Annotated in this window: 11 protein-coding genes; 9 read left to right on the forward strand and 2 right to left on the reverse strand. The window is 68.3% G+C overall.

From position 1 onward, the window contains the following. Positions 1-165: 165 nt before the first annotated feature. The 4 genes from sdhC to MSIMFI_RS09870 are packed head-to-tail and all read left to right on the forward strand — an operon-like array spanning position 166 to position 3,515. Positions 166-504, forward strand: coding sequence for a succinate dehydrogenase, cytochrome b556 subunit (sdhC, locus tag MSIMFI_RS09855; protein WP_260860965.1), 339 nt, complete (start codon positions 166-168; stop codon positions 502-504). Next, the gene (locus MSIMFI_RS09860) at positions 501-968 is read left to right on the forward strand and encodes a succinate dehydrogenase hydrophobic membrane anchor subunit (RefSeq protein ID WP_191497066.1); all 468 of its coding nucleotides are present in this window, start codon (positions 501-503) and stop codon (positions 966-968) included. Before sdhC ends, MSIMFI_RS09860 begins: the two co-directional genes overlap by 4 nt. Before the next feature lie 10 nt (positions 969-978). Beyond that, positions 979-2,733, forward strand: coding sequence for a succinate dehydrogenase flavoprotein subunit (gene sdhA / locus MSIMFI_RS09865; RefSeq protein WP_191497067.1), 1,755 nt, complete (start codon positions 979-981; stop codon positions 2,731-2,733). Next, positions 2,733-3,515 (forward strand): succinate dehydrogenase iron-sulfur subunit, encoded by a 783-nt coding sequence (locus MSIMFI_RS09870; RefSeq protein WP_191497068.1) that lies wholly within the window; start codon positions 2,733-2,735, stop codon positions 3,513-3,515. Before sdhA ends, MSIMFI_RS09870 begins: the two co-directional genes overlap by 1 nt. A 75-nt stretch (positions 3,516-3,590) precedes the next feature. Here MSIMFI_RS09870 and MSIMFI_RS09875 read toward each other — a convergent pair whose 3' ends face one another. Then, entirely contained in the window at positions 3,591-4,682 is a 1,092-nt protein-coding gene (locus MSIMFI_RS09875; RefSeq protein WP_191497069.1) for a zinc-binding dehydrogenase, read from the reverse strand. Between the two features lie 48 nt (positions 4,683-4,730). Here MSIMFI_RS09875 and MSIMFI_RS09880 point away from each other — a divergent pair, with 48 nt between their 5' ends. The 5 genes from MSIMFI_RS09880 to MSIMFI_RS09900 all read left to right on the forward strand — a co-directional run bounded on the left by MSIMFI_RS09880 (position 4,731) and on the right by MSIMFI_RS09900 (position 11,354). Beyond that, positions 4,731-6,188 carry an aldehyde dehydrogenase family protein gene (locus MSIMFI_RS09880; protein WP_191497070.1) on the forward strand — a complete coding sequence of 486 codons (1,458 nt, stop codon included), beginning with the start codon at positions 4,731-4,733 and terminating at the stop codon, positions 6,186-6,188. 185 nt (positions 6,189-6,373) lie between these two features. Then, positions 6,374-7,564 carry an amidohydrolase family protein gene (locus tag MSIMFI_RS09885; protein WP_186241880.1) on the forward strand — a complete coding sequence of 397 codons (1,191 nt, stop codon included), beginning with the start codon at positions 6,374-6,376 and terminating at the stop codon, positions 7,562-7,564. A gap of 9 nt (positions 7,565-7,573) precedes the next feature. Further along, positions 7,574-9,298, forward strand: coding sequence for an N-acyl-D-amino-acid deacylase family protein (locus tag MSIMFI_RS09890; RefSeq protein ID WP_191497071.1), 1,725 nt, complete (start codon positions 7,574-7,576; stop codon positions 9,296-9,298). 23 nt (positions 9,299-9,321) lie between these two features. After that, a complete protein-coding gene (locus tag MSIMFI_RS09895) occupies positions 9,322-10,482 on the forward strand; it encodes a cytochrome P450 (RefSeq protein WP_191498111.1) in 1,161 nt (386 codons plus the stop codon). A gap of 11 nt (positions 10,483-10,493) precedes the next feature. After that, on the forward strand, positions 10,494-11,354 hold the full coding sequence (locus MSIMFI_RS09900; protein WP_191497072.1) for an SCO6745 family protein: 861 nt from the start codon (positions 10,494-10,496) through the stop codon (positions 11,352-11,354). On the opposite strand, the gene MSIMFI_RS27985 is transcribed toward MSIMFI_RS09900, so the two are convergent. Further along, on the reverse strand, positions 11,351-11,812 hold the full coding sequence (locus tag MSIMFI_RS27985) for a condensation domain-containing protein (RefSeq protein ID WP_224770137.1): 462 nt from the start codon (positions 11,810-11,812) through the stop codon (positions 11,351-11,353). The two genes, MSIMFI_RS09900 and MSIMFI_RS27985, sit on opposite strands and share 4 nt — an antisense overlap. Between the last annotated feature and the right edge of the window lie 53 nt (positions 11,813-11,865).

Raw genomic sequence — 11,865 nt, forward strand, 5'->3', positions numbered from 1 at the left:
TAAGCTCGATTGCCCGGCCAAAGCTGTTTATTTTGGCGTTTTGACGGTGGTTTTGAAGGGGTGAGGACAACGACGACAACCGCGGATCCGGCAACTGCTGCCGGATCACCCGGATCACAACGCAAGCGGCGACCACCTCGTACCCTCTATCGGGGCGATCCCGGTATGTGGTCATGGGTGCTACACCGCATCAGCGGCGCGACAATTTTCTTCTTCCTGTTTGTCCATGTCCTGGACGCCGCGATGCTGCGGGTGAGCCCGCAGACCTACAACGCGGTGTTGGCGACCTACAAGACACCGATCGTCGGGCTAATGGAATACGGCCTGGTGGCTGCGGTGCTTTTCCACGGGCTGAACGGGATTCGGGTCATTCTGATCGACTTCTGGTCGGAGGGCCCGCGCTACCAGCGGCTGATGCTGTGGATTATCGGCGTCGTGTTCCTGATCCTGTTGGTTATGGCAGGGGTCGTAATTGGTGTCCACATGTGGGAGCACTTCCGATGAGCAGTCCCGACCTACAGCTGACACGCGGCCAAATCGCCCCGGTCAAACAGCGCAGTTACGATCGCCCCGCCAGCCTGGACAACCCGCGGTCGCCGCGGCGCCGCGCCGGCATCCCCAACTTCGAGAAATTCGCCTGGCTGTTCATGCGGTTCTCCGGAATCGTGCTGATATTCCTGGCAATCGGCCACCTGTTCATCATGCTGATGTGGGACACCGGCGTATACCGCCTCGACTTCAACTTCGTGGCGCAACGCTGGGCATCGCCGTTCTGGCAGACCTGGGACCTGCTGCTGTTGTGGCTGGCGCAACTGCACGGCGGCAATGGCATCCGTACCATCATCGACGACTACAGCCGCAAGAACATCACCCGATTCTGGCTGAACGCGCTGCTGGCGGTGTCGATGACGTTCACGCTGATGCTGGGCACCTACATCTTGGTCACGTTCAACCCGAACATCTCTTGAGAGGGGACCGGTGATCCAGCAACACCGATACGACGTGGTGATCGTCGGCGCTGGCGGTGCCGGAATGCGCGCGGCGGTAGAGGCAGGTCCGCGGGTGCGTACCGCGGTGCTGACCAAGCTCTACCCCACCCGCAGCCACACCGGAGCCGCCCAGGGCGGCATGTGCGCCGCGCTGGCCAACGTCGAGGACGACAACTGGGAATGGCACACGTTCGACACCGTCAAGGGCGGCGACTACCTCGCCGACCAGGACGCGGTGGAGATCATGTGCAAGGAAGCCATCGACGCGGTGCTCGACCTCGAGAAGATGGGCATGCCGTTCAACCGCACCCCCGAGGGCCGCATCGACCAGCGCCGGTTCGGCGGGCACACCCGCGACCACGGCAAGGCCCCGGTGCGCCGCGCCTGCTACGCGGCCGACCGCACCGGCCACATGATCCTGCAGACGCTCTACCAGAACTGCGTGAAGCACGACGTGGAGTTCTTCAACGAGTTCTACGCGCTCGACCTGGCCTTGACGCAAACCCCGACCGGCCCGGTGGCCACCGGGGTGGTGGCCTATGAGCTGGCGACCGGTGAAATCCACGTCTTCCACGCCAAGGCCATCGTGCTCGCCACCGGCGGCTCCGGCCGGATGTACAAGACCACCTCCAATGCGCACACGCTGACCGGCGACGGCATCGGCATCGTGTTCCGCAAGGGACTTCCGTTGGAGGACATGGAGTTTCACCAATTCCACCCGACCGGCCTGGCCGGCCTGGGCATCTTGATCTCCGAGGCCGTGCGCGGCGAGGGTGGCCGGCTGCTCAACGGCGAAGGCGAGCGCTTCATGGAGCGCTACGCCCCGACGATCGTCGACCTGGCGCCCCGCGACATCGTCGCCCGCTCGATGGTGCTGGAAGTTCTGGAGGGCCGCGGCGCCGGACCGCTCAAGGACTACGTCTACATCGACGTCCGTCACCTCGGCGAGGACGTGCTGGAGGCCAAGCTGCCCGACATCACCGAGTTCGCCCGCACCTACCTCGGCGTGGACCCGGTCACCGAGCTGGTGCCGGTCTATCCGACGTGTCACTACCTGATGGGCGGCATCCCGACCACGGTCACCGGACAGGTACTGCGCGACAGCACCAACACCGTCCCCGGCCTGTATGCGGCCGGCGAATGCGCCTGCGTGTCGGTGCACGGCGCCAACCGGCTGGGCACCAATTCGCTGCTGGACATCAACGTGTTCGGCCGCCGCGCCGGCATCGCCGCCGCCAACTACGCACGGGGCCACGACTTCACCGACATGCCGCCGGACCCGTCGGCGATGGTCGTCGGCTGGGTGAGCGACATCCTGTCCGAACACGGCAACGAGCGCGTCGCCGACATCCGCGGCGCCCTGCAGCAGACGATGGACAACAACGCCGCGGTGTTCCGCACCGAGGAGACCCTGAAGCAGGCGTTGACGGATATCCACGCTCTGAAGGAGCGGTATTCCCGAATCACCGTGCACGACAAGGGAAAACGCTTCAACAGCGACCTGCTGGAGGCCATCGAGTTGGGCTTCTTGCTGGAGCTGGCCGAAGTCACCGTGGTAGGTGCGTTGAACCGCAAGGAATCCCGCGGCGGCCATGCCCGGGAGGACTATCCCAACCGCGACGACGTCAACTACATGCGCCACACCATGGCATACAAGGAAGGCACCGACCTGCTCAGCGACATCCGACTGGACTTCAAACCCGTCGTGCAGACCCGCTACGAACCCAAGGAGCGGAAGTACTGATGACCGACGTCGAAACTTTGGACCCGCCCCTGCCGCCGGTACCGGAGGGCGCCGTGATGGTTACCGTCAAGATCGCGCGGTTCAACCCCGACAACCCCGACGCGTTCGCGGCAACCGGTGGCTGGCAGAGCTTTCGGGTGCCCTGCCTGCCCAGCGACCGGTTGCTCAACCTGCTGATCTACATCAAGGGCTACCTGGACGGGACGCTGACCTTCCGACGCTCCTGCGCCCACGGAGTCTGTGGTTCCGACGCCATGCGGATCAACGGGGTGAACCGGCTGGCGTGCAAGGTGCTGATGCGCGACCTGCTACCGAAAAAGCCGGGCAAGAACCTGACCATTACCGTCGAGCCGATCCGCGGGCTGCCAGTGGAAAAAGACCTGGTGGTCGACATGGAGCCGTTCTTCGACGCCTACCGCGCGGTGAAGCCCTACCTGATCACCAGCGGTAACCCGCCCACCCGGGAACGGATCCAGAGCCCGACCGATCGCGCCCGCTACGACGACACCACCAAGTGCATCCTGTGCGCGTGCTGTACCACCAGTTGCCCGGTGTTTTGGTACGAGGGCAGCTACTTCGGCCCGGCCGCGATCGTCAACGCGCACCGCTTCATCTTCGACAGCCGCGACGAGGCGGCCGCCGAACGCCTCGACATCCTCAACGAGGTCGACGGCGTATGGCGCTGCCGGACCACGTTCAACTGCACCGAAAGCTGTCCGCGGGGCATTGAGGTGACGAAGGCGATCCAAGAGGTCAAACGCGCAATCATGTTCTCGCGCTGAGTTTTCCGCCGAGCAGACGCAAAATCGCCCTGGAACGTTCGGTCCAGGGCGATTTTGTGTCTGCTCGGCGTCCTTTCACGGGGTGTCGCTGAAGCAGACCACGCTACGCGCTCCCCGCCCTGCGGCCATATCGGTGAACGCCGCCTCGACGTCGTCGATCCCGATCCGCCGCGTCACGAGCGCCTCGATGTCGAGCCGACCGCGCACGGCGAGTTCCGCGAGCACCGGGATGTCGCGTGCGGGGTCGCTCGCGCCATAGACGCTGCCCCGAATCTGCTTGCCGTGGGCCATCAACGACAACGCCGGGAGGGTCACCGTCTCGGAGATACCGGCAGCACCAACCAACGTGACGGTGCCGCCCCGGCGGGTGGCGTCGTACGTCGCCCGGATCGTGTCGGGCTTGCCGACGACCTCGATCCCGTGATCGACCCCGACGCCGCCGGTGAGGTCGCGGACAGCAGTGGCGAGGTCGACGTCGCCGACGTCGATCGTGTCGGTCGCGCCGTTGGCCGCGGCGGCCGGAAGCTGCCCGGCCACCCGGTCGGCGGCGATGATCCGCGCCGCGCCGGCCAGCCGGGCGCCTTGGATCGCCGCCAGACCCACACCGCCACAGCCGACCACCAGCACGCTCTCGCCCGGACGGACGCCGGCGGTACGCACGACCGCGCCGACCCCGGTGGTGACCCCGCACGCCAGCAGCGCCGCGTGGTCGAGCGGCAGCGACGGATTCACCGGGACTACCGCCGCGGCCGGCAGTAGTGTCTGCTCCGCCAGTGTGCCGGCGCCCATCTCCGGCCACACTGGGCCGGTAGCGCTCTGGGCATAGGGCTCACCGAAGGCGTGCTTGAGGCCGTGCGGGCACAGTTCGACTTCGCCGCGCAGGCAGTGCGGGCAGCGCCGGCACGGCACGTTCCACGTCAGCACGACGTGGTCACCCGGGGCGACGGTGGTGACGGCGTCGCCCACCTCGGTGACGATCCCGGCGCCCTCGTGGCCGAGCGCACACGGCAGCAAGGTCGGTATCAGACCGTCGCGTATCGACAGGTCGGTGTGGCACACGCCGCTGGCCCCCAGCCGCACCCGGACCTCGTGGCGGGCGAGCGGCCGCAGCGTCAGTTCCTCGGCCGCAGGGGGCTTCCCGGCCTCGCGCAGCACGACGGCCTTCATATCGACCTACCATGGCCGCAGGACCGCAGTAGGTCAAGGAGCTGGACGATGACGGATGCGTTGCTCACGATCGGCGGCGAACCGCAGCCCGGCGCCGCGGGGAGCTACCCCGTCCACAATCCGGCTCGACCGGCCGAGATCGTCGGCCACGCGCCGGCCGCCGACCGAGGCCAGCTCGACGCCGCGGCGCGGGCGGCGCGGCACGCATTGCCAGGGTGGCGCGCGCTCCCCGTCGCCGAGCGAGTCGCCGCCGTCGCGACCGCGGCTACCGCGGCCGCCCAGGAACTCGCGGGCGGCGACGGCGCGCGGCTGTACACCCGCGAGCACGGAAAGGTGCTCGCCGAGGCAGAATTCGAGATCAACACCGGCCCGGCCTTGGCGGCACTGATCGGGTCGATGGCGGAGGCGGCGCTAGCGCCGGAACGGATCGACCCCCAGTCGCCCTACCCCCGGCTGCACCGCGAGCCGTTCGGGGTGGCCGCGGTCGTGCTCCCGTTCAACTGGCCACTGTCGCTAACGGCGACGAAGCTGACCTCGGCTCTGGTCGCCGGCAACACCACGATCGTCAAGGTGCCGCCGACCTGTCCGCTGGCCGCATTGCAGCTTGGCGCGGCGTTCGCCGCCGCACTGCCGCCGGGGGTGGTCAACATGCTCGCCAGCCCGGGCAGCGAACTCGGTCAAGCATTGGTCGCCCATCCGGGCATCGACGTCATCTCGCTGACCGGCGGCGTCGCCACCGGGCGTGCGGTCATGGCCGCGGCCGCCCCCCGGCTCACCCCGGTGTTGCTTGAGCTGGGCGGCAACGACGCCGCGATCATCGGGCCCGACATCACCGTCAGCGACGAGCTGGTCGAGCGGCTGGCGACGGCGACGTATACGACGGGCGGCCAGGTCTGCATGGCGATCAAGCGGCTCTATGCCCCCAGGGATCGGGTCGGCGAGCTGGCCGAGGCGCTGCTCGCCCGCTGCGAGCGCGAGGTGGTCGGCGACGGCCTCGCCGAGGAGACCACCCTCGGCCCGTTGCACACCGCCGCGGGGCGCGACCGGGTAGCCGCATTGGTCGCCGACGCCGCAGCGCGCGGGGCGTCGGTGCGCACGGCCGGGCGGGTCCGCGAGGCGGACGCCGACGGCGGCGGGTACTTCGCGCTGCCGACCGTCGTCACGGATCTGGCGCCCGACTCGCCGCTGGCCACCGAGGAGCAGTTCGGCCCGGTGCTGCCGATTTTCGGCTACGACACCGTCGACGACGCCGTCAAGGCCGCCAACGCGACCGAGTTCGGCCTGACCGCCTCGATCTGGACCGGTGACGACGCGCTCGCCGACCGCGTCGCCACCCAGCTCGTCGCCGGCACGGTTAGCGTCAACTGCCATGGCATGGCGGCACAGGACCCACGGGTGCCATTCGGCGGCGTCGGCCAATCCGGTATTGGCCGCGAACTCGGCCTCGAGGGCGTCCGGGCGTTCACTCAACCTCGCGGCTTCGTTCGACAGAGCGCGCCCTGCTAGCTCACTTTCTGGTGTGGGCTAGGGGCTTCGGGTGTGCTCTCAGGGCGAAATTTCGGTCAAATCCACGCCCTGGACGCACAACGAAAGCCGAGACCGCACACTCGAAGAACCGATCTTTGCATAGATAGCATTAATAGCCCTAAAAGGGATTGACACCCGCCGAAATCGGACGATAGTCGACAGGTATGGCATTGCTGCCTGATCCTGCGCCGCGGGAACGACAGCACATCCTGATCTCGGTCGACGACCACGTCATCGAGCCACCCGACATGTTCACCGGCCGGCTGCCGGCGGCCTTGGCCGAACGGGCGCCGCGGATCGTGGAAACCGATGACGGACGCCAGGTTTGGCGTTACGAGGGCCGCGAATACCCCAACGTTGGGCTCAACGCCGTGGTCGGGCGGCCACTCGAGGAATGGAGCATGGAGGCTGCCCGCTTCGACGAGATGCGGCGCGGCTGCTGGGACATCAACGCCCGGATCGTCGACATGGATCTGGCCGGCATCTGGGCTTCGCTGAACTTCCCGTCTCTGATTGCCGGGTTCGCCGGGACCGTGTTCTGGAAGAGCGATGACCCGGAGCTGGGGCTGGCGGTGCTGCGCGCCTGGAACGACTGGCATCTCGAGGTGTGGGCCGGCAGTTTTCCCGAGCGGATCATTCCGCTGCAGCTGCCGTGGCTGGCCGACCCTCGGCTCGCGGCTGAAGAGGTGCGCCGCAACGCAGCCCGCGGCTTCAAAGCGGTGAGCTTCCCCGAGCTGCCCGCCCAATGCGGCCTGCCCAGCCTGCACACCGGGGTGTGGGACCCGTTCTTCGCCGCCTGCGAGGAGACCGACACCGTGGTGTGCCTGCACACCGGGTCCGCCCAGTGGGCGCCAATTCCCGCCCCGGATGCCCCCTTTGAGACGATCACCACGTTGTTTCCGGTGAACGGCCTGGTCGCCTGCGCGGACATGCTCTGGTCCGGCATTCCGGTGCGCTTCCCCCGACTGAACATCACGCTGGCCGAAGGCGGGCTCGGCTGGGCGGCGATGCTCGGTGATCGGGCCAATTACGTTCTCGCACACTCCGCTTCGGGCCGCGAGGGCGGGTCTTGGAAGGGCGACCTGCTGCCCAGCGAGGTGCTGCGGCGCAACTTCTGGTTCTGCTCGATCGACGACCCGCACGCATTCGGTGCGCTGGACGCGATCGGCGCCGAGCGCATCCTCGTCGAAAGCGACTACCCGCATGCCGACTCCAGCTGGCCCGACACCCAGCAGGTGGTCGCGCGCAACGTCGCGGGCCTTTCGGCGGAGGACGCCGCTCGGATTACCCACCGCAACGCCGCGATGCTGTTTCGTCACCAGCTGCCGGACAACGGATGGCTGGCTAACACGTAGGGGGCTGCCATGCTGGACCTACTCATCCGTGATGCCGAAATTGTCGACGGCACCGGTGCGCCCGCCCGCCGTGGCGACGTCGGTGTCAGCCAGCGGCGGATCGTCGCGGTCGGTCACGTCGATGACCCGGCGACGCAGACGGTCGACGCACACGGGCTGACGCTGGCGCCGGGTTTCGTCGACCTGCACACGCACTACGACGCTCAGCTGTTCTGGGACCCGACCGCGAGTCCGTCGCTGGAGCACGGTGTCACCACCGTCTTCGGCGGCAATTGCGGCTTCACGCTGGCGCCGGCGGTCGACCAACAGGACTACCTCACCCGGATGCTGGCGCGGGTCGAAGGCATGCCGCTGGACGCGCTGCGGGCCGGTCTGGACTGGCAGTGGTCGTCGTTCGGCGACTGGCTGAACCGGTTCGAAGGCCGCATCGCCGTCAACGCCGGCTTCCTGGTGGGCCATTCGGCGGTCCGGCTGGCGGCGATGGGCAGCGCCGCGGTCGGTGGCGAGGCCACGCCCGAGCAGATCGAGCGGATGGTCGCGGTGCTGCACGAGGCCTTGGACGCGGGCGCGCTGGGGCTGTCGACGTCGCAGTCACCGACCCATAACGACGGCGCCGGCCACCCGGTGCCGTCGCGCAGCGCGTCACGGCAGGAATTGGTGGCGCTGGCGACCGCCGTCGGCGACCATCCGGGCACCACGCTCGAGGCGATCATCCCCGGTTGTCTGGCGGGCTTCACCGACGACGAGGTCGCGCTGCTCACCGACCTGTCGCTGGCCGCCGACCGGCCGCTCAACTGGAACCTGCTGGGTGTGTCGGCCGCGAATCCGGCCGGGCACCAAAAGCAGCTGCGCGCCTCGGAAGTCGCCGCGCAACGCGGCGCCCGCGTCGTCGCGCTCACGCTGCCGCACGCCATGAAGATCCGGCTCTCGTTCCTGTCCGGGTTCGTGCTCGACGGGCTGCCGGGTTGGCGCGACACCATGCACCTGCCGGCGCCCGAACGACTCAAGGCGTTGGCCGACACCGAGGTACGACGACGCCTCGCCGAGGGTGCCGCCTCGAAGGAGGCGGGGATGCTGCGCGGTCTGGCGCAGTGGGAGCGGCTGAGCCTCGTCGAGACCTTCGCCCCCGAGAACGCTGATGCGACCGGCCGCAGCGTCGGTGACGTCGCCGCCGCGCGCGGCGGCGCGCCGTTCGACACGCTGCTCGACATCGTCATCGCCGACGAGCTGCGGACCGGACTCAGCCCGCCGCTGGCCGGCGACGAAGCCGCCGACTGGCGGCTGCGGGCCGACGTGTGGCACCACCCGCATGCCGTGATCGGCGGCTCGGACGCCGGCGCCCACCTCGACATGATGTGCGGCGCGATCTACCCCACGTCGCTGCTCGGCCACGGTGTCCGCAAGCACAAAGTGGTGACGCTCGAAGAGGCCGTACGGCTGATCACCGACGTGCCGGCCCGCCTCTACGGGCTGACGGACCGCGGCCGGATCGCGCCCGGCTGGCACGCCGACTTGGTGTTGTTCGACCCGGCGACCATCGACCACGGGCCCGAGCGCACCCGCTACGACCTGCCCGCCGGCGCCCCACGGTTGGTCGCCGACGCCCACGGGATCACGTGCGTGTGGGTCGGCGGCGTCGAGGTCTGCCGCGACGGTGTGGCCACCGGGGCAACGCCCGGCACCGTCCTTCGATCCGGACGAGACACCGAGACGATCCGGGCGGGCGCATCGTGACCAGCCCGGATATCGGGCTGCTCATGCAGGTCGAGAACGTGCACGACCGGCTGCGCGACGCACGCGCGCGCCACCCGGTAATGCTGGGCAACCCATTCACGGAAACCGCTGGACAGACACTGGGCGTGGCTGGGGTGACGGTGCTCGGATACGACGAGTGCCAGACGGTGCTCACCCATCCGGATACGTTTTCCTCGTCGATCTACGACCGGATCATGGGCCCTGTCATGGGCCGCACCCTGCTCGAGCTCGAGGGAGCCGAGCACCGGGCCAGCCGTGCCCTGGTGTCGCCGTCGTTCCGGGCCGCGCTGCTCGAGCGCTGGCGCAGCGAGCTGGTGGAGGTGGTGGTGCATGAGCTCATCGACAGATTCGCGGCGCGTGGGCGAGCCGAGCTGGTTCGCGAGTTCACCTTCGCGTTCCCGGTGCAGGTGATCGCCCGCATGATGGGACTGCCGCGCGCGGATTACCCTCGCTTCCAACGACTTTCGATCGAGCTGCTCAACGTGGTTTACGACTGGGATCGTGGGATAGCCGCCTCCGCGTCGTTGAAGGAGTACTTCGGGGAGGTTCTTGCCGCCCGGCGACGCAACCCACAGGACGATTTGATCAGCACGCTGGCGGAGTCCGAGATCGACGGCGCGCGGCTGACCGACGACGAGATCTTCGCGTTCCTGCTGCTCATCCTGCCTGCCGGGGTGGAGACGACATACCGGTCCTCGGGCAACCTGCTGGTCGCCCTGCTGTCCGAGCCGGCGCTACTCGACACGGTGCGAACCAATCGCGGCATGGTCCGCGGTGCCATCGAGGAAGGTTTGCGCTGGGAGCCGCCGATCACCTCGGTGGTACGCAGAGCCGTCGTCGACTGCAAGCTCGGGGGCATCGCCATTCCCTCGGGAACGACCGTCAACGTCAGTGTCGCGGCCGCCAACCGCGACCCCCGGCGCTATCCGGACCCGGACCGCTTCGATCCCAGCCGGAAAAACGTCGCGCACCTGACGTTCGGTGGCGGCCCGCACCTGTGCCTGGGCATGCACCTGGCGCGAATGGAAACAACGGTCGCGCTCAACGCGTTGCTCGACCGGTTGCCGGACCTGCGGCTCGACCCAAACGCACCCGCCCCGCGCATCGTCGGCAGGGCGTGCCGGTCGCCGGCGGCGATACCGGTGGAGTTCACCCCGGGCTAGATTCTGCAGACATGCAGCGCACCCCCGACCTGGCCCGCCAGTTCTACGACCGCTTCGAGCCGATCCATGCCGTGACGTACTTCGCGCCGGAGGCGCGCGCGGCGCTCGAGAACCTCGGTTACCGCGGGTTCTGGATGGGTTACTTCGCCGCGCGGTCCGCTCCGCTCGGCCAGGTACCCCCGGAGGTCGTGACGGCGATGTTTTACAACTTCGCCCACGGGCGGGTAGCCAAGGCCCTTCCGGCGGCCTGGGAGATCGCCGAGCCACAGCTGGCGCTGCGGGCCCGGGAAGAATCCGCGGTCGCGGCGCTGCGGCGATACGGTGTCACCGACGACGAAAATGTGTGCACCGCAGCCCAATTGGCCGCTCGCGCGGCGCAGCGGGCGCCCCTGGACGGCCGGCCACTGTTCGCCGCCAACCTCGCCCTTCCTTGGCCGTCGGATCCGGCGGCGGCGCTGTGGCATGCGGCAACTTTGCTGCGTGAGCATCGCGGCGACGGTCACGTGGCGGTCCTTGCTGCCGCGGGTATCTCGGGGCGGGAGTCGAACGTATTGCACGCTGCGTCCGCAGCCGTGCCGCAGGACTACCTGCGGCGGATCCGTCACTACGACGACGCCGAGTGGCACGCTTGCGAGCAAAGCCTGGCCCGCCGCGGCCTCCTCGGCGACGACGGATCGCTGACACCCGCCGGACGCCACTTCAAGGATCAGATCGAGAACGTCACCGACACGCTGGCGCTGCATGCGTTCGATGGTCTCGACGACGGCGAACTGGAGGCGCTGTTTGATGCTTTGACTTCGGTCGCCCGAATGGTGATTGCGGGCGGTGATCTGCCCGCCACCACACCGATGAGCCTTCGGCGCGATTTCTAGCCGTGGTACGCGGCTTCGGGCGCCAAAGCACCCTCGTCGTACTCCGTGATCAAGTCCTCCACCACGGTCTGCCACGACTGCCCGTCCACGCAGAGGTGGCTGGCGGTAAGCACCAGCCGTTCCGGCGCTCCGGGGAGCAACGACACCGCGAACAGCCTGCCGGTGCGCATGTCGAAAGAGGCGCGTTGCCGCGCGATCACCTCCGCGACGGCGACCCCCGGGGGTTCCACTGCCCAGGTCCATGAGCCGCCGGGGCGAGCCATCCAGCGGTCACAGCGCGGTTCGAACACGGCGCCAAGGGCGGGGTTGGCTTCGAAGACCGCATCGACTGCGGCGCGGATACTCCCCTGGTCCACACGCGAATCGGCAACCAGAACCTCGGCGTGCGCCCAATCCTGGATGTCCTGAGGCCGCGGAATCTGCGTGAAAGACCAGTACGACGACGTTTCATCTGCCACTACCCGAGCCTGCGACGTGGGCCTTGGTGGATTCTTGGTCGATTCTTGAGACC

Origin of the sequence: Mycobacterium simulans, from assembly GCF_900232995.1 — a bacterium.
Taxonomy (GTDB): Bacteria; Actinomycetota; Actinomycetes; order Mycobacteriales; family Mycobacteriaceae; genus Mycobacterium; species Mycobacterium simulans.

Excerpts from the sequence above, each read along its gene's own strand:
- MSIMFI_RS09885 (WP_186241880.1), top strand. The coding sequence starts at position 6,374 with ATGGCATTGCTGCCTGATCCTGCGCCGCGGGAACGACAGCACATCCTG.
- sdhC (WP_260860965.1), top strand. The coding sequence starts at position 166 with ATGTGGTCATGGGTGCTACACCGCATCAGCGGCGCGACAATTTTCTTC.
- MSIMFI_RS09860 (WP_191497066.1), top strand. The coding sequence starts at position 501 with ATGAGCAGTCCCGACCTACAGCTGACACGCGGCCAAATCGCCCCGGTC.
- MSIMFI_RS09895 (WP_191498111.1), top strand. The coding sequence starts at position 9,322 with ATGCAGGTCGAGAACGTGCACGACCGGCTGCGCGACGCACGCGCGCGC.
- MSIMFI_RS09880 (WP_191497070.1), top strand. The coding sequence starts at position 4,731 with ATGACGGATGCGTTGCTCACGATCGGCGGCGAACCGCAGCCCGGCGCC.
- MSIMFI_RS09900 (WP_191497072.1), top strand. The coding sequence starts at position 10,494 with ATGCAGCGCACCCCCGACCTGGCCCGCCAGTTCTACGACCGCTTCGAG.
- MSIMFI_RS09875 (WP_191497069.1), bottom strand. The coding sequence starts at position 4,682 with ATGAAGGCCGTCGTGCTGCGCGAGGCCGGGAAGCCCCCTGCGGCCGAG.
- MSIMFI_RS09870 (WP_191497068.1), top strand. The coding sequence starts at position 2,733 with ATGACCGACGTCGAAACTTTGGACCCGCCCCTGCCGCCGGTACCGGAG.
- MSIMFI_RS09890 (WP_191497071.1), top strand. The coding sequence starts at position 7,574 with ATGCTGGACCTACTCATCCGTGATGCCGAAATTGTCGACGGCACCGGT.